General features: G+C 66.6%; 21 protein-coding genes and 3 tRNA genes. 11 read left to right on the top strand and 13 right to left on the bottom strand.

Features of this window, described 5'->3' with window-relative positions:
- The first annotated feature begins 125 nt into the window (after positions 1 to 125).
- Entirely contained in the window at positions 126 to 578 is a 453-nt protein-coding gene (locus tag FVA74_RS12620; RefSeq protein ID WP_147722835.1) for a hypothetical protein, read from the top strand.
- A 29-nt stretch (positions 579 to 607) separates the two neighbouring features.
- Here the strand turns inward: FVA74_RS12620 and FVA74_RS12625 are convergent, their stop codons facing one another.
- Entirely contained in the window at positions 608 to 895 is a 288-nt protein-coding gene (locus FVA74_RS12625; RefSeq protein ID WP_147722836.1) for a DUF1905 domain-containing protein, read from the bottom strand.
- Between the two features lie 993 nt (positions 896 to 1,888).
- Here FVA74_RS12625 and FVA74_RS12630 point away from each other — a divergent pair.
- Positions 1,889 to 2,962, top strand: a complete 1,074-nt coding sequence (locus FVA74_RS12630) for a replication initiator (protein WP_147722837.1) — start codon at positions 1,889 to 1,891, stop codon at positions 2,960 to 2,962.
- A 360-nt stretch (positions 2,963 to 3,322) separates the two neighbouring features.
- Here the strand turns inward: FVA74_RS12630 and FVA74_RS12635 are convergent, their stop codons facing one another.
- Complete coding sequence (locus tag FVA74_RS12635; RefSeq protein WP_147722838.1) at positions 3,323 to 3,895, bottom strand: hypothetical protein; 573 nt, start codon at positions 3,893 to 3,895, stop codon at positions 3,323 to 3,325.
- A 48-nt stretch (positions 3,896 to 3,943) separates the two neighbouring features.
- A complete protein-coding gene (locus FVA74_RS12640; RefSeq protein WP_168220135.1) occupies positions 3,944 to 4,345 on the bottom strand; it encodes a helix-turn-helix domain-containing protein in 402 nt (133 codons plus the stop codon).
- Between FVA74_RS12640 and FVA74_RS12645 the strand changes: the two genes are divergently transcribed.
- On the top strand, positions 4,344 to 5,501 hold the full coding sequence (locus FVA74_RS12645) for a site-specific integrase (protein ID WP_168220136.1): 1,158 nt from the start codon (positions 4,344 to 4,346) through the stop codon (positions 5,499 to 5,501). The genes FVA74_RS12640 and FVA74_RS12645 overlap by 2 nt on opposite strands.
- On the opposite strand, the gene FVA74_RS12650 is transcribed toward FVA74_RS12645, so the two are convergent.
- The 5 genes from FVA74_RS12650 to FVA74_RS12670 all read right to left on the bottom strand — a co-directional run bounded on the left by FVA74_RS12650 (position 5,496) and on the right by FVA74_RS12670 (position 8,244).
- A tRNA-Met gene (locus tag FVA74_RS12650) sits at positions 5,496 to 5,572 on the bottom strand. The two genes, FVA74_RS12645 and FVA74_RS12650, sit on opposite strands and share 6 nt — an antisense overlap.
- Positions 5,573 to 5,606: 34 nt before the next feature.
- Positions 5,607 to 5,678 (bottom strand) — tRNA-Thr (locus FVA74_RS12655).
- 103 nt (positions 5,679 to 5,781) lie between these two features.
- The gene (locus FVA74_RS12660; RefSeq protein WP_147722841.1) at positions 5,782 to 6,072 is read right to left on the bottom strand and encodes a DUF4287 domain-containing protein; all 291 of its coding nucleotides are present in this window, start codon (positions 6,070 to 6,072) and stop codon (positions 5,782 to 5,784) included.
- A gap of 39 nt (positions 6,073 to 6,111) precedes the next feature.
- Complete coding sequence (locus tag FVA74_RS12665; protein WP_147722842.1) at positions 6,112 to 7,281, bottom strand: acyl-CoA dehydrogenase family protein; 1,170 nt, start codon at positions 7,279 to 7,281, stop codon at positions 6,112 to 6,114.
- 45 nt (positions 7,282 to 7,326) lie between these two features.
- Positions 7,327 to 8,244, bottom strand: a complete 918-nt coding sequence (locus FVA74_RS12670; RefSeq protein ID WP_147722843.1) for an SDR family oxidoreductase — start codon at positions 8,242 to 8,244, stop codon at positions 7,327 to 7,329.
- A gap of 155 nt (positions 8,245 to 8,399) precedes the next feature.
- On the opposite strand from FVA74_RS12670, the gene FVA74_RS12675 reads away from it, so the two are divergent.
- Positions 8,400 to 10,094 carry a glycoside hydrolase family 13 protein gene (locus FVA74_RS12675; RefSeq protein ID WP_147722844.1) on the top strand — a complete coding sequence of 565 codons (1,695 nt, stop codon included), beginning with the start codon at positions 8,400 to 8,402 and terminating at the stop codon, positions 10,092 to 10,094.
- 112 nt (positions 10,095 to 10,206) lie between these two features.
- On the opposite strand, the gene FVA74_RS12680 is transcribed toward FVA74_RS12675, so the two are convergent.
- The 3 genes from FVA74_RS12680 to FVA74_RS12690 form a co-directional block, all read right to left on the bottom strand.
- Positions 10,207 to 11,127, bottom strand: coding sequence for a M23 family metallopeptidase (locus tag FVA74_RS12680; RefSeq protein ID WP_168220137.1), 921 nt, complete (start codon positions 11,125 to 11,127; stop codon positions 10,207 to 10,209).
- Positions 11,128 to 11,325: 198 nt separating this feature from the next.
- Positions 11,326 to 12,315 (bottom strand): M23 family metallopeptidase, encoded by a 990-nt coding sequence (locus FVA74_RS12685; protein WP_147722846.1) that lies wholly within the window; start codon positions 12,313 to 12,315, stop codon positions 11,326 to 11,328.
- 175 nt (positions 12,316 to 12,490) lie between these two features.
- Positions 12,491 to 13,303 carry an inositol monophosphatase family protein gene (locus FVA74_RS12690; protein WP_147722847.1) on the bottom strand — a complete coding sequence of 271 codons (813 nt, stop codon included), beginning with the start codon at positions 13,301 to 13,303 and terminating at the stop codon, positions 12,491 to 12,493.
- A 475-nt stretch (positions 13,304 to 13,778) separates the two neighbouring features.
- Between FVA74_RS12690 and FVA74_RS13780 the strand changes: the two genes are divergently transcribed.
- Together FVA74_RS13780 and FVA74_RS12700 are read left to right on the top strand one after the other, a co-directional pair.
- The gene (locus FVA74_RS13780) at positions 13,779 to 13,997 is read left to right on the top strand and encodes an ABC transporter permease (RefSeq protein WP_240792242.1); all 219 of its coding nucleotides are present in this window, start codon (positions 13,779 to 13,781) and stop codon (positions 13,995 to 13,997) included.
- Between the two features lie 288 nt (positions 13,998 to 14,285).
- On the top strand, positions 14,286 to 15,449 hold the full coding sequence (locus FVA74_RS12700; protein WP_147722848.1) for an IS481 family transposase: 1,164 nt from the start codon (positions 14,286 to 14,288) through the stop codon (positions 15,447 to 15,449).
- 52 nt (positions 15,450 to 15,501) lie between these two features.
- Here FVA74_RS12700 and FVA74_RS12705 read toward each other — a convergent pair.
- A tRNA-Tyr gene (locus FVA74_RS12705) sits at positions 15,502 to 15,583 on the bottom strand.
- Positions 15,584 to 16,198: 615 nt separating this feature from the next.
- Here FVA74_RS12705 and FVA74_RS13645 point away from each other — a divergent pair.
- Entirely contained in the window at positions 16,199 to 16,666 is a 468-nt protein-coding gene (locus tag FVA74_RS13645) for an endonuclease domain-containing protein (RefSeq protein WP_240792369.1), read from the top strand.
- Between the two features lie 271 nt (positions 16,667 to 16,937).
- Positions 16,938 to 17,963, top strand: coding sequence for a LacI family DNA-binding transcriptional regulator (locus FVA74_RS12715; protein ID WP_147722850.1), 1,026 nt, complete (start codon positions 16,938 to 16,940; stop codon positions 17,961 to 17,963).
- Here the strand turns inward: FVA74_RS12715 and FVA74_RS12720 are convergent.
- Positions 17,949 to 18,764 carry a lytic transglycosylase domain-containing protein gene (locus FVA74_RS12720; RefSeq protein ID WP_147722851.1) on the bottom strand — a complete coding sequence of 272 codons (816 nt, stop codon included), beginning with the start codon at positions 18,762 to 18,764 and terminating at the stop codon, positions 17,949 to 17,951. The genes FVA74_RS12715 and FVA74_RS12720 overlap by 15 nt on opposite strands.
- A 39-nt stretch (positions 18,765 to 18,803) precedes the next feature.
- Here FVA74_RS12720 and FVA74_RS12725 point away from each other — a divergent pair, with 39 nt between their 5' ends.
- The 3 genes from FVA74_RS12725 to FVA74_RS12735 are packed head-to-tail and all read left to right on the top strand — an operon-like array spanning position 18,804 to position 22,016.
- Positions 18,804 to 19,292 carry a YajQ family cyclic di-GMP-binding protein gene (locus tag FVA74_RS12725; protein WP_147722852.1) on the top strand — a complete coding sequence of 163 codons (489 nt, stop codon included), beginning with the start codon at positions 18,804 to 18,806 and terminating at the stop codon, positions 19,290 to 19,292.
- A gap of 5 nt (positions 19,293 to 19,297) precedes the next feature.
- Complete coding sequence (gene cls, locus FVA74_RS12730; protein ID WP_147723226.1) at positions 19,298 to 20,761, top strand: cardiolipin synthase; 1,464 nt, start codon at positions 19,298 to 19,300, stop codon at positions 20,759 to 20,761.
- Between the two features lie 13 nt (positions 20,762 to 20,774).
- Positions 20,775 to 22,016 carry an acyltransferase gene (locus FVA74_RS12735; protein ID WP_147722853.1) on the top strand — a complete coding sequence of 414 codons (1,242 nt, stop codon included), beginning with the start codon at positions 20,775 to 20,777 and terminating at the stop codon, positions 22,014 to 22,016.
- The last annotated feature ends 6 nt before the right edge of the window (positions 22,017 to 22,022 follow it).

The following is a 22,022-nucleotide window of genomic DNA, read 5'->3' on the forward strand; positions in this document are numbered from 1 at the left end:
GGTGGAAGAAGCCCGTTTTCAAAGGCGCAGACTCAGAAGAACTCGCGGAACGAACGCTCCCCGACGACGGCGAAGAGCCGCCCGCCCCCGAGGCCCCGGCACCCCGCGGAGAGAAGTAGGCGTCCGTGGCCGATCGCGCACTCGCTGGGAAGAGTGAGCAACTCGCGCTCATCTCGCGAGAGCTCAACCGGGAGATCGATTCCCACGTTCAGCGAGCGAATGCCATGGAGCAGCGGGCGACGATCCTGGTGGGCGCGGCGAGCGTGGTCGGGGCGCTCCAACTGGGCAGCGATGCATCCTGGGCCACAGTGGCCAACCTCGCGCTGGGCTTTGTGGCGGCCGTAGCGGGTGTGGTGGTGGTGTTCCCGCGCCGAGGCGACACGCTCAACATCCGGGCAATGCGCGACGATGTGCTCGAGATGCCCGTGGAGGTCGCCGAGTTCAAACTGGCTGACACGAAGCTCGAAATCCTCGAAGCGGACGAGAGATGGCTAAATCGCAGGGGCGTGGTGACACGAATCGGATTCGTGGCCCTTTCGCTCAGCATCGCTGTGGCCCTGGCCGCGGCACTCACCTGAGCCGCCCGCACCGCCGCATCCGATTAGCGCTAGGTCAGACGTTCCGAGAGATGGACGGCCACCGGGTCACCCAAATCCTTGCCGAGCTTCTTGCGCAGCTTCACGCTCATGGAGAGCATGTGCCCACCCGAGCCGGTCGGCAGCAGGCCGACGGTGACGGCCTCACCGTCGACAGCCGCGACAACTTTCACTGCCTTGCCCGTGCCGAACAACTCCACCGAGCCGGGAACCTCGACGCACGACCAAAGATCGCCCTTCACCATCACTCCAATGGGTGCGGTGAACGTGAAACTGACGGGGCCGAGGCGAGTGCTCATGGCCTCATTCTGACGCTGCCGAGTCCTAAATGGAACGTGCCGCCAGCCAGGAATAAAGGTCCTGTGGTCGGCCTTTCATTGATTCCCGGATGACCCCGTGGTGTGGTGGGCCTGTCATTAAATCTCGGATGCCCACTCCCGACTGGCCTCTTTCCGGACGCGGCTAGGGCGGTTCCAGGCTAAGAGCGATTTCATTCCAGACGATCTCGCTCAGCTCGGCAACACGTGAGTCCAATGTGCATGACCTCCAGGCGGAGCACGATCAGAGCCGCCGTGGGGTCTGCACGAAGAAGTGAGTAGCACGGTGCCCGTCAGGAGATCTCCCGCCTAGGCGCGATAGAACTTGGAGCCGCAATGCTCGGCTAGGGCGCCCGGGCCTGCTTATCGCTGTAGGTATTCGCCTCCTCGGGCTTAAGCTCGGCGGTTCGCCATCGCCACTTATCAGCGAGAGGTCGGCGCTGCGCTGGGTCCGTCGCTAAGCGGTCGTGATTCCGTTGCCCACCACGGTCAGGATTGCAGCGATTGAACACAGGGCTGACGTCGCGGCAAGCTGTCGATTGTGTCGTTCAACCTGCGCGCCATCGCCAGCGTCATGCTGAAGCTACGCAATCGCGCGGTCGAGAAGCCCGTCCGCGCCCGTCGCCGCAAGGGACCTGACGAGTGGCCACTGGCCCGACCAGTCGACGTAGCAGACCTGGCCCCGCCCGGGTAGACGGAACTCACCCTCGCGAACACCGTTACCGCTCGAAAGGGCAATCCGGCCTGCCCAAAAGCAGGCCGTTTCGTGTTTAAGCGTCCGCACTGCGGGAACTCACGATCATCTGAACGCACGCAGGGTCCAGCATGACGCCGAGAACGCTCGCGCCGCGTTCGCTGCGTCTATTTACTGAAGAAAGTTGCCCAATTCAATGAAAGGGCCCTGTGGTAGCTGAGGCGGGATTCGAACCCGCGACCTCACGATTATGAGACGTGTACCCGTTGTAGCCGCTCGCTATGCGAGCCGACACAACCAACCTCGAGCCGGGTGCGGCAGAAGTCATCGCGCGCGGCTGTCTCCGCCCGATCAAGACCTCCACAGGCGTCTGGGTGCGCTGCGGGTCGCGCATCAAGAGCCGCTGCGAGTCCTGCGCTGAGCTTTACCGGGGCGACTGGTCCGCGATTGCTCGATCGGGCGTCTTTGACGGCCCGGTTGAGAGCTACCGGTTCTATCTGCTGACGCTCACGGCACCATCGTTCGGTGCTGTGCACCGTGTTCCGCGCAAGGGCGGTCAGCGCGCGCCTCAGTGCGGCTGCGGGGCACAGCATGAGGCGACGGAAGCTGGACTGCGCGGGGTGCCGCTGAATGCCTCGACCTATGACTACGCGGGCCAAGTGGCCTGGAACCGTGACGCGGGGTTGCTTTGGGATCGCACGCGGCGTCGGATGCGCGACCGCTGGGACTCGTCGGAGTACTTCATCGTGCGCGAATGGCAGGATCGCGGAGTCCTTCACGTGCATGCCCTGGTGCGGATCGACCGTGCGGAAGCTCCTGCCGCTGACGTGCTGCGTGATGCAGCGCGCTCGGCGGTGGCGACATCGAAGGTTGACGGGGGGTTGGTCGAGTGGGGCGCGCAGGCTCGGTGCGACGCGTTCCGTGCGGACGGCGACGGGGCGAAGACCATCTGGTACCTGTCGAAGGCGTTGAACTACGTGATGAAAGACGTGGTGCACGAAGGCGGTGCGGTGCACCCCCGGGTGTGGGAGCACCTGCTCGCGCTCGAACGGGCTGCGCGCGCGATTCGTTGCGCGCTGGATTGCGACCCGGCTAACTGCCTGGGCCGCGTGCACGACCGCTACGGCGCTCGGTCGCAGGTTGTGAGCGCGTCGCGCCGCACGAAACATCGCACCGGCTGGTCCTTCACTGGTCTGACGCGAACGGTCCAGCGCAGGCTTCGCCTGGAGTGGGTGCTCGCGCAGTCGCAGCCCGTCGATCCCGACGCTCCCAAAGGTTCCCCCGTGGAAGTCGTCGAAAGCCACGCATCGCGCCTACGCCGCGAGCTGGCGCCGTGCTCGGCGGCAGTCCCATGAGCCGAGAGGGGGTGATGACAATGGCAAAGGCAGACTGTGCCCTGTGCGAAATGATGGGCTACCGATCGTGCGACAGGTGCGGCAACCCGATCATGCCGGATTCGGCAACGGGCGTTCTCCCATCACCGGATTCGTTCGGGCTCGAGTTGTGCGTGTACTGCGTGTGATCCATCGGCGTTGATGGCTTGCATAGCTCGAAGGCCACGCGGCTGCCGTGCGGATAGCCCCGAAGGGGCGACGCGCGGCACTGCGCGGCCCTCGGCCGTGCGATCGCACCGCGAGTGCACAAGGTAGGCCCGCATCCTCCGTCAAGGGCAACCGCAGCGCGAAGCGCGAAGGGCGGCAGCCCCAAGCTCGTGCCTAGGTGGACTCTGACGGGAGCGTGGGCGGTTTAGGAGAGTCGAAGCCCGCCTTGGTCAATTGATCCTGGAACCACTTGGTCTTGATCTTCCCCTGTTTCCATTTGTCCAAGAACGTCACCGCAAGATTCAGATTCTCCTCAGCCCATGCGAGTCGTTCCCGACGCCATTCCCTTGTCTTGGCAGCGCCGTCGCCGTCCGTGTTCCCGGCAGCCTCGCCCGCGTCGCCATTGAAGCCTTCGACCGAGCCGATAACAATCCGCATTGCCCACTCCCCCACGGCTCTGTCCTTCTGCGGCAACGTCCAGGTGAAGCGCCACCCTTTGTCGTAGACGTCCCACCGGGAGAACTTCGTGTCGCTTTGTCCAGAAAGCTGTCGGGCGACATACCCGCAGAATGACATGTACCGGTCGAAGGCTTCTTCTACTCGGCGAGCCGCTTCTGCCTTTCGCTGCGCTCGCTGCTGAAGCCAAAAGAGAGCTATCGTCCCGGAAAGTGCTATCAGTCCGCCGGTGAGGGCGGGCAGCACCGCGCTCAAGTAGTTCCACCACTCCTGGGCACTCTCGTTGGTCACTCGCCTACCGCGTTTCTTGATCTTGTGTAGAAGATTTCGGGAACCCCTCTAGTCCCTCAGATCTTGCGCTTCCAGCGGATTTTGCGCCCACCTGTTGATCGTGCTCGCAGCAACTCCCAGATACCGAGCGACGTCGCGCTGCGAAAGCCCAGCATGTAGGGCATATTCAGCGATCGCACGCTCGGTGTACTCGTAGCTTCGACGGAATCGCTTCAATCCCGAGAGTGTCCGGATTAGGACCGCCTCTTGCCGGCGCTCCAGCTCCTCCGCAAAGTCCTCCGGCCAGCCGTGCTCCTCAGCCTGTCGGATCTCTCGCTTTAGATCCGCGGCCTCCGCTCGCTGACCGACAGTCGCGAGCACCTCGGCGAGATCCTCAATGACCATGCCGAGCTGGTTGAAGGACACTTCCTCGCGCGCGAGCATCGGCGCTTCCTCGTGGCGTTCCGTCATGCCCGACAGCGTACCTCGCCGCACCGTCATTGGTAGCGTTCGCGAACGCTACCAAAAGCGCTTGCATACCCTACCGCATGGCAGTACGGTGTTAGCGAACGCGAACGCTGACGCACGCAAGGGAGAGCAGATGGAACCCGATTGGGCCACCTTAGCTTCCCCTCACCGTGCCGTCACTGCCACAACCCTCGCGGAGTTCTACGAGCTGAATCGCGCCCTGACGGAAGACGGCTTGGTATCCAATGCTGTCGCAGCGTATCGGCGAGCATGGCGACTGCGACTCGACCCCTCGCTGGGTTCGGTTCCGCTTATCGACCTAGACCCACTCACAATCGCGCGAGCGCGCGCACTCTGGGATGGCAAGCCCTCAACGAAGCAGGATGCCCTTGCCCTGCTGTCGAAGGTTTTAGACCTCGCCGTCCTCGCCAACCTCATTCCCACAAACGCCGCACGCTCGCTCCCCCGGTCGCGACACAAAGCCGAAGATGCGGATCCGGTGGCGCGCGCCCTTAGCGACAGACAGGTCGCTCGCATGCTCGAATTGACCTCCTTTCATCCGTTCGGACAGCGTGCGCTCGCAGGTCTGACCTTCACCGGATTGCGACTCGGCGAACTGACCGGGCTGCGCTGGGAAGACTTGGATGAGGAACGCGGCATCATCACCGTCCGCCGCACGTTCTCCCCCAATGGCCACGGCAAACTCGAAGCGCGAGCCACTAAGAGCGGGCGCATTCGCTCAGTTCCGATCATCGAAGACCTCCGCCCCTGGCTCGACGCGGCGAGGGAGGCTGGCTTCCCCTTCGTGTTCACCGGCGTGCGCGGCGGCCCTCTCGACAGCGGCAACCTCGCGCGGGCTGTGAAGTGGTTCGCGTTGCGCGACAGGATCGTCACATTCAGCGACGGCAGACCATTGCGCTTTCACGACCTGCGCCATACGTACCTCACGCGCTTGGCGCGCCTTGGGATTCCACCTGCTCAACTACAGCGGATTGCAGGGCACGCCTCGATTACGACAACCGAGCTGTACACGCGTTCGTCCTCGATCGAGGCGGCGCTCGCGGTCAAGCAAACCGTTGACCGTCTGAGTCGTGAGGTCACTTTGGGAGGAGGTGAGTCAGCGGCAAACAACGGGTTTACCAGGGATTCTTCGTGGTAGCTGAGGCGGGATTCGAACCCGCGACCTCACGATTATGAGTCGTGCGCTCTCACCAACTGAGCTACTCAGCCACATGCCGACAGTGTCGCGAAACCCTGTCGATCGAGCCCCCTGTGGGAATCGGACCCACTACCTCTTCCTTACCAAGGAAGTGCTCTACCAATGAGCTAAGGGGGCAAATCCCTGTGCGCGCACAAGGCAGCCCGTTCAGGCAACCGGTCTAGATTATCATCCCTGCGCCGGGAGCGAGAACACAGGGCCTCGGCGCCGGGCTGCGATCTTAGGCGGGACGGTTCGCCTTGCCGTCGAGCCACAGCGTGTCTGAGTCGTCGCGGTGGGCGCCCGTCGAGCCGACGTGCTTGGCGTCGATCTGCGGCCCCTTCTTGATGACGTGCACGAGCGCCATGCCGTGGCCGCGACCGAGGTCATACTCAGTCTTGAGCCACTGCAGGATGACGCCCGCCTTCACGGAAGGGTCGTCATACCCTTTGGCCTTCGCTACCTCGACGAGTTGCCGCGGGGTGAGCCCCGTCTTGTCTTCGATCGCGTCGAGGTACGCCTGGAATGACATCATCGTCTCCGTTCGGGTGAGGTTCGGGTGAGCCGCAGGCTACCGGAACGCAGGCACCCCTGTCACGGCCTGACCGAGGATGAGCGTGTGCACCTCGTCGGTGCCCTCATAGGTGCGCACCGACTCGAGGTTGTTGGCATGCCGCAGCGGGGAGTGGTCGAGCGTGACGCCGTTGCCGCCGAAGATGGTGCGCGCCTCGCGGCAGATCGCGATCGCCTCACGCACGTTGCTGAGCTTTCCGAGCGAGATCTGCTCGGGGGTGAGGAGCCCAGCGTCCTTCAGCCGCCCAAGGTGCAGCGCCAGCAGGGTGCCCTTCTCGATCTCGACCGCCATGTTGGCGAGCTTCTCCTGGGTCAGCTGGTAGCCCGCGAGCGGCTTGCCGAACTGCTGCCGCTCGAGCGAGTACTCGAGCGCAGCAATGAAGCTGTCGCGCGCCGCCCCCATCGCGCCCCAGACGATCCCGTACCGCGCCTCGTTGAGGCACGAGAACGGTGCCCGCAGGCCCCGCGCCTCGGGCAGCCGCGCCGACTCCGGCACGCGCACCTCGTCGAGTTCGATGTCGCACTGGATCGACGCGCGCATCGACAGCTTCGGCCCGATCGGCGTGGCGGTGAACCCCGGCGTGCCCGTCGGAATGATGAAGCCACGGATGCCCTCATCCGTGTTCGCCCAGATGATCGCCACCTGTGCGATCGACGCGAGGCCGATCCACCGTTTGGCGCCCGAGATGACCCAGTCGTCGCCATCGCGTCGGGCGAAGGTGGACATGCTGCTGGGGTCGCTGCCCGCCGTGGGTTCGGTGAGGCCGAAGCATCCGATGACCTCACCGGCCGCCATGCGCGGCAGCAGCTCCTGCTTCTGCTCCTCGCTGCCCCACTTGTGGATCGCGCTCATGGCGAGCGAACCCTGCACGCTCACGAAGGTGCGGATGCCCGAATCGCCCGCCTCCAGCTCGAAGGCCGCGAGCCCGTACTCGACCGCGCTGCGGCCCGGGCATCCGTAGCCCTTGAGCCAGGCGCCCAGCACCCCCAGCTCGCCGAGCTCGGGCACGATCTCGGCCGGGAACACCCCCTCGGCGAACCAGCGGCCGATGTTGGGGCGGATGCGCGCGGCGACGTAGTCGCGCACCTCCTCGCGGAAGGCGCGCTCCTCATCGCTCAGCAGCGAGTCGATCGCGAGCAGGTCGTGGGCGGCGGACGGCAATGTCATACGGCCGAGGGTAGCGGGCCCGGGTTCAATACGGCCCGGACGACCCTAGTCACGCCGCTGCTCATCCTCACGTTCCATGCGCGCGCGCACCCCGCCGTCAATGCCGGTCGTGCCGGTCATCGGCTGGTGCAGGGCGCCGGACGTCGCGGGCACCGGCGTGCCCTTCTCGAATGTCTCGCGGCTGATGAGGTCGGCCGAGACCTTCTCCGTCAGGTGCGGGAACAGCATGTGCGAGATCCTGCCGCCCTTGCCCTTCGGCCCGACCGCGCGTTCCTTGGCGTCGATGCAGGTGTCGATGATCGCCTCGACGACGATCTCGGGGCCGTCGACCGCGACCATGCGCGGCGCGTGGCCCGTGTAGTTGGCGGAGTGGCTCCACCAGGGGGTGTCGATCGCCCACGGCAGCACCGCGCCGACGCGGATGTCGTCGAGTTCCGCGATCCGCAGTTCCTCCCGCAGCGCGCGGGTGAGGCTCAGCACGCCGGCCTTGGATGCAGCGTAGGTGTTCTGCAGGGCGAGCGGCACCTCACTGTCGATCGACGCGATGTTCACCAGCGTGCCGTGCCCCTGCCCCCGGAACAGGTTCAGGGCCACGTGCGAACCATTGATCACGCCCTTGAGCGTGATGTCGACGACGCGCGAGTGGTCTTCGATGGGGATGTCCCAGAAGAAGCCCATCGCCCCGATGCCGGCGTTGTTGACCCACACGTCGACGGAACCGAAGCGTTGCACCGCGGCATCCGCCAAGTGCCGCATGTCGTCGTACGAGGTGACGTCTGCCGTCACCGGCAGGGCACGCTCGCCCAGTTCGGCGGCGAGCGCCTCGACGACCTCACCGCGGCGGGCCGCCAGCACGACATTCGCCCCGAGCTCCACGAGCGCGATCGCGGCGCCGCGCCCGAAACCGCTCGACGCCCCCACCATCACCACGGTCTTGCCTGCGAGATCCTCTTTGCGCGACATTCGGGCACCCTCCTCCTGAGCCTTCGGCCGAGCGGATGCCCCGCCGTGCGCGCGACGGTAGGCCCCGATCCTCCGCGGCAGCCGTGAAACCGCGACGAGAACGCGGCGAGATGCAAGCGCTTACATCTTGGAGGTGTCTCGGTTATGGTGTGCCCATGGCCACCGAGATCACCGCCACTACAGGCACGCACACAACCGGGACCGAATGGTGGCGCAGTGCCGTCATCTACCAGATCTACCCGCGTTCCTTCGCGGATGCCACGGGCGACGGCCTCGGCGACCTGCCCGGCATCACCAACCGCATCGAGTCACTCGCCGAGCTCGGCATCGACGCCATCTGGCTCTCCCCCTTCTTCACCTCGCCCCAGAATGACGCGGGCTACGACGTCGCCGACTACTGCAACGTCGACCCCATCTTTGGCACCCTGGACGACTTCGACCGGATGCTCGAAGAAGCGCACTCGCGAGGCATCCGCGTCATCGTCGACCTCGTGCCCAACCACTCCTCCGACCAGCACCGCTGGTTCCAGGAGGCACTCGCCGCCGGGCCCGGATCGGAGGAGCGGGCGCGCTACATCTTCCGCGAGGGCCGGGGCGAGAACGGTGAGCTGCCGCCCAATAACTGGGAGTCGGTCTTCGGCGGACCCGCCTGGACCCGCATCACTGAGGCAGACGGCACGCCCGGCCAGTGGTACCTCCACCTCTTCGACTCCAGCCAGCCCGACTTCGACTGGAACAACCGCTGGGTGCACGAGCAGTTCCTCGACATCCTGCGCTTCTGGCTCGACCGTGGCGTCGACGGGTTCCGCGTGGATGTCGCCCACGGGCTCGTGAAGGAAGACGGCCTGCCCGACTGGACCCCGCCCGCCGAGAGCAACAGCATGGGCGGCGGCCTCGAGGACCGCGCGGCGGAGGTGGCGCTCTCGCCCTATTGGGCGCAAGAGGGCGTGCACGAGATCTACCGCGAGTGGCGTGAGCTGCTCGACACCTATGAGGGCGAGCGCGTGCTGTGCGCCGAGGCGTGGGTCGACCCGCTCCAGAAGCTGGCCAAGTGGGTACGCTCCGACGAGATGCACCAGGCCTTCAACTTCGGCTACCTCGAGACAAAGTGGGACGCATCCGCCCTCCGCACCGTCATCGACGACTCCTTCGAGGCGTTCCACGGCGTCGGGGCGCCCAGCACCTGGGTGCTCAGCAACCACGACGTCGTGCGCCACGCGAGCCGCCTCGCCGTCACGGCTGACAACCCGCAGGGCGACGGCCTCGGTCCGAAGTCCAAGGGCCTGCCCGACCCCGTCGTCGGCCTGCGTCGGGCCCGCGCCGCCACCGCGCTCATGCTCGCGCTGCCCGGCAGTGCCTACATCTACCAGGGCGAGGAACTCGGCCTGCCCGAAGTCATCGACCTGCCCGACGAGGCCCGTCAAGACCCGACCTGGCACCGCACCAACGGCGAGCGCTACGGACGAGACGGATGCCGCGTGCCTATCCCCTGGGAAGCAGACGCCCCCGCCGCGGGCTTCAACACGACGGGCGAGAGTTGGCTCCCGCAGCCGCCCGGGTGGGGCGCCTTCGCGCGTGACCAGCAGCGCGGCGTCGAGGGATCCACGCTCGAGTTCTACCGCCGCGCACTCGCACTGCGCAAGGAGCACAACGTGGGGCTCGGCTCATTCTCATGGCTGCAGCATGACGAGCCGGACGTGCTGGCATTCCGCACCGAGGACCTCACGATCGTGGCGAATACGGGCTCAACGCCCGTGCCGCTGCCGGAAGGCGCGAAGGTGCTGCTCGCATCCGGAGACCTCGATGACGACACCCTGCCGGGAGACACGACGGTCTGGCTCGCAAGCTGAGTTCCTCGCGGGTTGAGTAACGCGGTTCGCTCGTTGGCAATCGCGCCAGCGATTGCGCGAACCGCGCCGACCGAGCCTGCGAGGGAGGAAAACGAGCGTACCGAAACCGGGGCTAGTTCGCGTTGGCCTTGAGCCAGGCGAAGGGGTCGATCGGCGTGCCGTCGGCGTGGATCTCGAGGTGGAGGTGCGCGCCCGTCGAGGCCCCAGTGCTGCCGACCGCGCCGACTACCGTGCCGACCGCGACCGGCTGGCCCGCCGCCACCTGGATCGAACCCCACGCGAGGTGAGCGTAGATGCTCTGGATGCGCTGCCCGTTGACGACGTGGTCGATGATCACGTGGTTGCCGAGTCCGCCGCCGTCGAGCTTGACGGCGCTGACCACGCCCTCGGTGATGGCCTGGACAGGAACACCAGCGCCAGGCGTGAAGTCAACGCCGAGGTGGTAGGTCGAGCAGTAGGAGCAGGCCGCCCGGGGTCCGAAGCCGTAAGAGATGGGCGCCGCGTGCACGAACGGCCACTGGATGCTTCCAGCAGGGTTGTTCGTGTAGCTGAAGTTCGCGGAGGTCGCGGGCCGCTGTGCAACGAAACGAACGGGCGGCACGTAGGCCTTGGCCGTGTAGCTGTCGCGGACGAGGTCGGTTGCCGCAGCATCCGCCGCCGCTGCGACGAGGCCGAGCGACTGCACGTCGTTCTCGGCGACCTCGGTGGAGCTGAGCGACGAGGCCTCTGCCTGGGGCGCAAGACTCGTGCCGGAGATCGAGGTGGAGACGAGCATGGCGGCGACACCAAACATCGCACCCATGCTCATGAGGGTGTGCATGACATTGCGACCGCGAGACGGACCAGCCGAAGCATCCCGACCCTTCGGCCGCAGGCCCGCACGGGCCTTCGTGGCGGCAACGGGTGCGACGGTCGCGACCGGCTCGCGTGCCGCCCGAATCGCGGGGGCCACCGACCTGCGCTGCGAACGACGCTCCTGCTCGCGCGCCTCGCGACGGCTCGACGGCACGTGGCCGTCTTCGGTTCGGGTCATGAAAGGTGTTCTCCTACGCGCAGTGCATCGGGATTTCTCACTGCTGTACTGAACGCCCCGGGGAACGCGGGCGCTTTGTAACGGATTCATAAACCCTAACGCACGCGGGATATCAAGCGGAACCCCCTTCTGGGGGTGTTTCGTTACCGGCGGTTCAGTGCGTGTTCATGCACTCCGCGCCAGCCGGCGTGTCCCGGGTCAGTTGGCGTTGGCCTTGAGCCAGACGTACGGGTCGACCGGGGTGCCGTCGAGGTGCACCTCGAAGTGCAGGTGCGCACCCGTCGACGCGCCCGTGTTGCCGACCGCGCCGACCACCGTGCCGACCGTGACCTGCTGGCCGACGGCGACCTGGATCGAACCCCACTGCATGTGCGCATACACGGTGGTCACGCGCTGGCCGTTGATCACATGGTCGATCATCACGTGGTTGCCGAGACCGCCACTGTGAAGGTTGACCGCGCTGACGACGCCATCGGCCATCGCCTGAATGGGAACACCCGAGCCGGGCGTGAAGTCAATGCCGAGGTGGTAGCTGGAGCAGTAGGAGCAGACGTTGCGGGGCCCGAATCCGGAGCTGATCGGCACCGAGCCGACGAACGGCCACTGGATCGAACCGCTCGGGTTGTTGCTGTACGAGAAGTTCGCGTTGCCGCGCAGGGGCGCGATCTGTTGCTGGAACGACTTGGCCTCGTAGCTGTCGCGTGTCACCGTTTCGGCCGCCGCCGCGGCGACCGCCGCCTCGACGTTCACCATGACGTCCTGCGCCGGCACGGCGGCCAGCGCGGCAGGGGACTGCGACTTCTCGGCGGCACTCGCGGCGGTGGCGAGGTCGTCAGCCGTGTAGAACGCGCTGGCGGGCACCGAGGTCGAAACGAGGAGGGCGAAGACACCGGTCATAGCGCCGAGGCTCGCGAGCTGCCCGAGGATGGCGCGCTTGCTGCGCTTCGCGCGGGGCTGGGAGGCGGGGCGCTTGGCGACGGAACGGATGCTGAGCTTGCGGCTCGTGCTGGCGGGTTTCACGACGTCGGAAGCATCGGATGCTGCACGTTCAACCCGACGGGAGCCGTGACGGGTCGCGCGGCCCTGCTGCGCCTGCTCGGCGGCACGGCGCTCGCGGCGCGACGCGAATTCCCCCTGGGCGCCCGACATGGACGCGCCCTCGAGGGCGCCTTCGTTGCTGGCCCCCACTACGCGGATTCCGGCGTTTCTACAGCGCGGTTCGACGTTCGGGACATGGCGCACACAACTCCTACACAATTGACCAGCTCGGGTTCGGGTCCGGCTGGTCCGATGACGTTTCTCATAAAGACATACGGGTGGTTACCCCGGAAGGCAACCCAACGAGGCTACCCCGGTGGTCCTCCTATTCCCAGCCGGAGGCCGAGATTAACAGGGTCCTCTCAAGGAACTCGGCGAGTGGGGCATCCGCCGCCAGGGCGAAGGTGACGGAAGGGGGCGTTCCCTCCCAGCCCGTCACACGAGCCCCTGCCTCGCGCGCGATCAGCGCTCCCGCAGCGTGGTCCCATGGCTGCAGGCCGGCCTCGTAGTAGGCGTCGAGGCGGCCGCACGCGACGGCGCAGAGGTCGAGCGACGCCGCCCCGATGCGCCGGATGTCACGCACCTGCGACAGCAGGCCGACGAGTGACTTCGCCTGCGCGACGCGCACCTCGGGGCGGTAGCCGAAACCCGTGCCGACGAGGGCACGCTCGGGTGGGACATCCGTCGTCGCCCGGATCGGACGGCCGTCGAGGGTCGCACCGCCGCCCGCCGCGGCCGCGAACAGCTCGCCCGACTCGGGGTTGAACACGACACCGGCAAGCGCCTTCCACGTCAGCGGGTCAGGTTCGCCCTCCACGACGGCAATGCTCACGGCGTACTGCGGGATGCCATAGAGATAGTTGACCGTGCCGTCGATTGGGTCGACGACCCAGGTGAGCCCGCTCGAGCTGACCTCCGCGCCGCTCTCCTCGCCGAAGAAGCCATCCTCGGGGCGCTCCGCATTGAGACGGTCACGGATGAGCGCCTCCACCTCCCGGTCGGCATGCGTGACGATGTCGACCGCGCTCGACTTGCTCGCGGCGACACTCACACCCTCCACACGCCGGGTGCGGGCCAGCTCGCCCGCCTCGCGCGCGAGGCCGGAAGCGAACGATAAGAGCTGTGCGGCATCAGTCATGAGGCAACCCTTTCACGCCCCCTCCCGTCGTACCTGAGATACATCGCAGGCACCGCCCATGTGATCCTCCGGGCCGACTCGCACGGCGGATGACGTTGGAAAGCTTGGGCAGGCCAGTCCGGCACGTACCCCCCGAGGAGCCCCCGACCATCACCGCCGCCGCGGACGTCACGCTGGCCTGTGTCCTGACGGACTGTTCGACGGGCGGAGCGACATGCAGGATGCGTGATCCCCCCATGGGAGCGGCCCGCGCGGACTTCGGAGCGCCGACGGAACTCGCGATCCGCATCGCAGTCGGCGCGGGACCCCAGGTCGCTGAGCAGGCCGTGCGCGCCCTGCAGCCGGATGAACCCGACACCCTCCGGGCGAGCGCGCCCGCCGCGGCATCCGAGCTCAGCCTCAGCGCGCAGGCCGATGTCAACGTCGTGTTCCTGGGGTCATCGCGCTGCTCGCGGGCGGGCTCGGTATCGCGAACGTGGCCCTGCTCTCCGACATGGAGCGCGTCAGCGAGATGGGGCTGCGCCGTGCCGTCTGGGCGACGCAGCGACAGGTCGGCCGGCAGCTCATGGTCGAGTCGGTCGTCATCGGCCTCATCGGCGGGCTCATCGGCGCCGCCGTCGGCTGGGCCTCAGGCTGGTACCCGGCCTGGCGGGCGGGACGCATCGAGCCCGTGGCGGCGCTCCGAGGGAGTTGAGTCGCTGCGGCATTGCGCGGTTTCTGCTGCACTTTCTGCATCGCCGCCGGGGTGCCTGCGGCCTGGGACGCGTGTCGCGGCAAGAAGTGCATCAGAAACCGCAGACGACGTCCCAGCAACGACGAAGGGCCCCGGCAAACGCCGGGGCCCTTCGTCTCATTGCGTGGCAAGTGAGGTGTCTGGTTTCAGGACATCGTGAACGCATGTCTCGGGACATCGTGAACGATCCGCCGGTCGACTGCGGCATGTCCCAAGACATCGTGAACGCTTTCTCGCCACGGTCAGGGGATGAGCAAAGCCGAGGTGCTGATCAAGGCCGTGACCATCCAGAACCTCTCCTACGCCGAGGTCGCCCGACGCCACGGAGTCTCCAAGTCCCTCGTCCACAAGCTGCATCATCGCTGGCTAACGGAGGGAGATGCAGCCTTCGAGTCGAGATCACGCCGACCCGTCTCAAGCCCGAACCAGACCGCCGAACCTGTTCGCGCCCGCATACTGACGCTGCGCAAGGACCTCACCCAAGCCGGACTCGATTCCGGCGCGGACACCATCCAAGCCCACCTCGCCCGAGAGGGCATCCGCGTCGGTCGCACCACGATCTGGCGCATCCTCACCGCCGCCGGCACCGTCGCCAGACAACCACAGAAGCGTCCTCGATCCTCCTGGCAACGCTTCACCGCTGACCGTCCCAACGAGCTCTGGCAATCCGACTTCACCCACGTCACCCTCACCACAGGGCAGGACATCGAGGTGATCGGCTGGCTCGATGACCACTCCCGCTCCCTGCTCCACCTGACCGCCCACACCCGCGTTACCGGCCGCACCGTCACCGACACCTTCACCACTACCGCGATCAAACACGGCTACCCGGCGGCGACCCTGACTGACAACGGCATGGTCTACACCACACGCCTTGCCCGGGGCGGCCGCGGTCGCGGCACCGGCGGCGGCAACGCCTTCGAAACCCTCCTCGCCCTCCACGGGATCGCCCAGAAGAACGGCAAGCCCTTCAAACCCACCACCCAGGGCAAGATCGAACGCTTCTGGCAGACCCTGAAGAAACACCTCGCCGCCCACCCCAGCGGCAGCATCGACGAGCTCCAACACCGCCTCGACAGCTTCCGCGACTACTACAACCACTACCGCCCGCACCGGGCACTGAACCGCAAAACCCCCGCGTTCGCATACCAGCTCATCCCCAAAGCCACCCCGACTCGACCCGAGGACCCGGGCATCTGGCGCGTCCGCTACGACACGATCGACAACGACGGAAAGATCAGCCTCCGCCACTCAGGCCGCATGCTCCACCTCGGAATCGGACGCCCCCACGCCCGCACCGACATCATCGCCCTCATCCACAACAACGACGCCACCGTCATCACCCACGACGGCACAGTCCTCGCCGAATTCACCCTCAACCCCAACAAGGGATACCAAGCAAAAAACGGCTGAACCCCCGAAACCGGGGGTTCAGCCGTTCACGATGTCCTGGGACATCACAGCGTGGCAAGTGAGGGATTCGAACCCCCGAAGGCTGAGCCGTCTGATTTACAGTCAGATCCCTTTGGCCGCTTGGGTAACTTGCCCCGCTCCTCCGACCACGTGTATTCACCTGATCGAAGGCGCTCAGAAGAGAATACAGTGCGCCGGGGGTTGGTGCGAACCACGCTCCTCCCCAGCACCGAACACACTCCGCGATGCCCACAGCGGGCACGGATGCGCGGAGCCATGCGCGCACGATCGGGCACGCTGCATCCGTGCCATCCGTCACCCACGCAATCACTCGTCTTGGCGGGGTCGCGACGCTCGGCGAGCTGCGCTCACTGGGCCTCAGCGACGATGCGGTGCAGCGGTCGGTCGGTCCGGAGGTGCTCAGAGTTCGGCGCGGAATCTATGCGACGCCGGATGCTCCACCTTTGCTTGTGCGGGCGGCACGGGTCGGCGGGGCTCTCGCAGCCGCCTCTGCCGCGCCGCTCCATCACCTCTGGCAGCCGCCGTCTCGGCACACACTCGATGTCAGCGTTCGACCGGAAGCCCGCGGACTTCTCCACCCCGTAACGGGGCAGCCGCTCACGACACCCGGTCCCGTGCGACTCATCAGGGATCGCCACCGTCATGAGAGAGGAGAGCGCTGGGCGGTGTCGCCGGCACGTTGTCTCGCACAGTGCGTGCGGCTCGAGCCCGAGGAGTATGCCGTGGCCATGATCGATAGCGCCCTCCGCCCCGCTAAGGATGAGAACGACCGCGTATTGCGCGAGGCATATCCCGGGACGATTCTCGGAGACATACGTGACCTCGTGCCGAAGCGTCTCTGGGGCATCTTCGACCTTGTCGAGGCGCGCGCGGAAGCCGGCAGTGAATCCGTGGCGCGAGTGCGGTACGGGCGGGCGGGGATCGTCGCGGTTCCGCAGGTGCGCGTGGCCCGCGGCATCCGTGTCGACCTCCTCATCGGCGACCGACTCGTGGTTGAGGTGGGCAGCTTCTTGCACCACGGAAGCGCCGAGGCTTACGAGGATGACCGCGAGCGGGTCGCTACCCTCACGCGGCTAGGGTTCGTCGTGCTCGACTTCACGTACCGCCAGGTGATGTTCGACTGGAAAACGGTGCTGGCAACCACCCTCAGCGTCATGGACGAAGGCGCCCACCTGGGCCGGCGCCGCCCCTGGTGAAGGAACCTGGCCGGATTGAGGGTCTCCAAGCATGACCGCCGCCGCTCGGCGTGCGGCTAACGGCAACGTTTCCGGCGCGCGTGGCGGCGTGTGGCCGTACGCGTGCGGCGTGTTGCGCGACAACGTTGCCACTCGCCGCAGCGGGAGCGGCGAGGACGGATGCTGCGAAGCGAGAGAAACGGCAACAGCACGACAGCGCGCGAGCGACAGCAACCCGCGGGACGAGCGCACGAGACCCGAAGTATGATCGCGACGAGGCAGGGAGGTCTCAGTGCCGGGGATTCAAGCCGTTGCAGAGCTCGCGGGGGTGAGCACCGCGACGGTCTCGCGTGCCTTGAGCGGCAAGCCCAACGTCTCGCAGAAGACCAAGGATGCCGTGCTCGCCGCGGCGGCGGAGCTCGGCTATGTCGTCAGCTCGAATGCGTCGAGCCTCGCGACGGGGCGCACCCGCAACATCGGCGTGGTGGTGCCATTCCTCACCCGCTGGTTCTATGCATCCGTCTTGGAGGGGGCGGAGAACACCCTCCGCAATCACGGCTACGACCTCACCCTCTACAACCTGGCGGGCGGCGGCGACGAGCGGCGCAGCGTCTTCGAGCACTTCCTGCTGAACAAGCGGGTGGATGCGGTGATTGCGATTTCCCTCGAGCTGACCGGCGGGGAGCTGCAGGGCCTGCTGAGCATGCACAAACCCGTGGTGGGGGTCGGCGGGCCGCTCCCCGGCGTGCGGACGCTCAGCATCGACGACGTCGAGGTCGCCCAGTTGGCGACGGAACACCTGCTGCAGCTCGGCCACACCGCGATCGCCCACATCGGCGGGACGGATGACTTCGAACGCGACTTCCACCTGCCCACGAACCGTCGCATCGGCTACGAGGGGGCGCTCGAGGCGCGGGGCATCCCCGTGAACCCCTCGCTGTTTCGGGCAGCGGACTTCACGATCGAGGGCGGCCACGCGGCGGCGAAGCAACTGCTCGGCTCCCCGCGCGACCGGCCGACGGCGATCTTCGCGGCATCCGACGAGATGGGGATCGGGGCCATCCTCGCCGCCCGCGACATGGGCCTGCGCGTGCCCGATGATGTCTCGGTCGTGGGCATCGACGACCACCACCTGAGCGAGTTCTTCGGCCTCACGACGGTGGCGCAGTTCCCTCAGCTGCAGGGACGGATGGCGGCCGAGCTGCTGCTGGACCAGTTGCATCCGGAGACCGGCACGCAGGGCGCATTCAACACGGCCCTACCCTTCGAGCTCATGGTGCGTTCGAGCACCGCCCGGCCGGGTTCAGGGCGTGGTTGAGGGCGACGCCCTCGGAACCATGACGCTGTCGACAAGGGTCGCGTAACGATTGGCGGCCGCCGCGACCGACCGCACGTAGCCGAGCGAGTTGTTGTAGGCGAGCACGCCGGCGCGCCAGCCCTCCCCCTCGACCATGTCGGGGCTTGCGCGGCAGAGATAGTTGGATGCCGCGAGCACTGCGTCGTCGATGTTGTGCGGGTCTTCCACGCCGTCGCCGTTGCCGTCGACGTGCCAGTGCGCCCATGTCTGCGGCACGAGCTGCATGGGACCGACGGCCCGGTCGAACTCGGGATCCCCGTCGATCTCGCCGCCATCGCTGTCGGGGATGTGCGCTGAGGAGGATCCGTCGAGCGCGATGCCCAAGATGGGAGGCTCCACCGTTCCGTCAGTCGTGACCTCGGAGCCGCCGTGCCGCCCGTGGTCGCTCTCGACGAGGCCGATCGCCGCGAGCGTGTTCCAGCTGAGGCCACACTCGGGCCGGTCGACGGCCTTGAAGAGGGCAGCACCCGCGTAGGCGGCGAGGGCACGCTCGGGGATGCCCGTCGCTTCCGCCGCCTCGGCCAGCCATGGGGCATCCGCTCCCTGCGCAGCACCCGGCCCAGGGGTCGGCGAGCGAGGGGGCAGCGACGCTGGCGCGGCGTAGGGCGGCCCCTCCTCGGCAGGTTCACTGTCGAACTCCGAGGTTCCGGGCCGCACGACCGCGAGGATCAGCACGACCACGAGCGCCGCGACCCCCGCCGCGATCCCGCCGACGAGCGCCCAGTCGGGCCAGCGCCGGGGCTGCGAGGAGTCGTGTGCCATAGCCCCGACTGTACGGTGGCCACGGCTAGCATTGCCTGCATGGCAGATTCATCGTTTGACATCGTCAGCAAGGTCGACAAGATGGAGGCCGACAACGCCCTCCACCAGGCGCAGAAGGAGATCTCGCAGCGCTACGACTTCAAGAACGTCGGCGCATCCGTTGACTGGAGCGGCGAGAAGTTCCTGATGAAGGCGAGCTCCGAGGAGCGGGTCAAGGCCGTGCTGGAGGTGCTCGAGGCCAAGCTCATCAAGCGTGGCATCAGCCTCAAGTCCCTCGACGCCGGAGAGCCCTACGCATCCGGCAAGGAGTACCGCATCGAGGCGAACCTCAAGCAGGGCATCGCGCAGGATGACGCCAAGAAGATCAACAAGCTCATCCGCGACGAAGCGCCCAAGGGAGTCAAGAGCCAGATCCAGGGCGACGAACTGCGCGTCAGCTCGAAGAGCCGCGATGACCTCCAGGCCACCATGTCACTGCTGAAGGGTGCCGACCTCGACGTCGACCTGCAGTTCGTGAACCTGCGCTGACCGTGTTGAGCGCCGGGTGGCTCAGCACCCTCATCATCGTGGTGCTGGCGATCATCGACATCGCTATCCGCATCGGCGCTCTCATCGTCGTACCCATCAACCGCAGGCCGCAGACGGCGACCGCTTGGCTGCTCGCGATCTTCCTCATCCCCTACGTCGGGTTCCTCCTGTTCCTGCTTCTCGGCAGCAACAAGCTGCCACGCAAGCGACGCAAGAAGCAGGACACGGTGAACAAGATCATCCTGGACGCCACCGAGGGGCTCGACGAGGCGGAGGTCAACCGCGAGTGGCCGTCCTGGTTCGCGAACTCGGTTGCCCTCAATCGCGCGCTGGGTGCCATGCCGCTCGTGCACGGCAACACGGCGAAGCTGCACTCCGACTATGAGGAGAGCATCCGGGCGATGACGGATGCCGTGGGTCGGGCGAAGCGCTTCGTGCACGCCGAGTTCTACATCGTCAACCTCGACGAGACGACCGCGCCGTTCTTCGACGCGCTCGAAGCTGCGGCCAAGCGGGGCGTGACCGTGCGCCTCCTGCTCGACCACATCGCATCGCTGCGGTACCCCGGCTACCGCAAGACGACGAAACGACTGGATGCTGCGGGCATCGAGTGGCACCTCATGCTGCCGGTGCAACCACTCAGGGGCCGCTACCAGCGCCTTGACCTCCGCAACCACCGCAAACTCCTGGTCATCGACGGTGACTTCGCCCTCACAGGGTCGCAGAACATGATCGACTCCTCCTACAACAAGAAGGGAAACCTGCGGAAGGGCCTGCGGTGGAAAGACCTCATGGTCGAGTTCGATGGCCCCATCGTCGCTGGCATCAACGCCCTGTTCCTCAGTGACTGGTATGCCGAGACCGACGAACTGCTGCTGCATGAGATCGGCGAGGTTACCAGCGACGAGCGCCGGCAGGAGATCGAATGCCAGGTGGTGCCGAGCGGCCCGGCGTTCCGCGGCGAGAACAACCTGCGCCTCTTCAACGACCTGATCTATGCGGCTGAGCACCGCATCGTCATCACGAGCCCCTACTTCGTGCCAGACGAGTCCATGCTCTACGCCGTGACGACGGCCGCCCAAAGTGGCATCGAGGTCGAGCTCTTCGTCTCGGAGGTTGCAGACCAGAAGGTTGTCTACCACGCGCAGCGCAGCTACTACGAGGCCCTCCTGCGTTCGGGCGTGCGCATCTGGCTCTACGCCGAGCCGACCGTGCTGCATGCGAAGCACTTCACGATCGACGACAGCGTCGCCGTCATCGGCTCAAGCAACATGGACATGCGCTCCTTCAGCCTCAACCTCGAGATCTCGGTCATGGTGCATGGCCAGAGCTTCGTTCGACAGCTACGCACGATCGAGGAGCAGTACCGGGCCAACAGCCGCGAACTCACGCTCAAGGAGTGGCTGGCGCGCCCCACCCGCTCCGTCGTGCTCGACAACCTCGCCCGCCTCACGGCGACCGTGCAGTAACTAGACTCCCTCCGTGACCGCCGCCGCAGACAGCCCCGCCACAACCTCGGCGACGACACCCGAACGCAGCTTCATCGCCCCGCTCACGGGCATCCGTGCGCTCGCCGCCTTCTGGGTGTTCCTGCGGCACTACCGCACCGAGTTGCTTGACGCGTTCCCCTTCATGCACGTGCTCGCGCCCCTTATGAACGTGGGCTACCTCGGCGTCGACCTGTTCTTCATCCTCAGCGGCTTCATCCTCACCGTCACGCACCTCGACACCATGACCGAGCGACGCGGATGGCGGGCGACGCTCGGCTTCCTCTGGCTGCGGCTCGGCCGAGTGTGGCCACTCACCGCCTTCGTGCTCATGCTGTTCGGCTCCTACTTCATCGTCATGTTCTGGGTGACCGGCAACCCTGCCTACGCCGCAGAGATCGACGTGCCTCGCCTCATCGAGCACCTCCTGCTCGTGCACGCCTGGTATCCGCACGAGCTCGACTGGAACGGGCTCGACTGGTCCATCAGCGCCGAGTGGCTCGCCTACCTCACCTTCGGCCTCGGCGGCGTGCTGCTGCTCGGCCGTTTCGCCCGCGTCGTCTCCCCGCGCGGCATGCTCATCACGATGGCGCTCCTGACACTGCCGATGATCATCGTCGGCTGCAGCATGCAGGACGACACGATCCTCCTCTTCTCCCCCGAGAGCTGGGAGATCATGGGCGGCGTCGTCGCCATCCGCGTGCTCACCGAGTTCTGGATCGGCGCGATCCTCGCGGTCTTCCTGCGCGACCGGATGCGACGGGGCACCGCCTCACGCCTGCCCCTCCCCACCCTCACGGTCGCCGCCATCATCGCGGTCGTGTATCTCGTGACGACCTTCGACCCCCGGCGCTGGGCGCGCACAACGCAGGAACAGTTCCACAACGGCGTCGACCAGATCGCCTCGACCGAAACCATCGTGGTGCTGCCGCTCTTCGTCGTCCTCATCGGCTCGCTCGCCATCTACGGTCGGGACCCCCTCGCGCGGCTGCTCGCCACCCGACCCTTTGTGCTGGGCGGGCGCGTGTCGTTTGCGCTGTACCTCTCGCATCCGCTCGTCATCGGTGCGGGCCTGTTCATCACGCAGGGGACCGGCGCCACCGGGCCCGGCCTCATCGGCATCACGGTCTTCGTGATCGTGGCGTCGTGGGTCTTCGCGTGGGTGCTGTGGCGCTTCATCGAGGAGCCCGCGCGCAAGGCGGCGCGGCGCATGCTCCCGGACCGGTACCGCGCGTAGCCGCCC

This window comes from Salinibacterium sp. dk2585 (genome assembly GCF_008001035.1).
GTDB lineage: Bacteria > Actinomycetota > Actinomycetes > Actinomycetales > Microbacteriaceae > Homoserinimonas.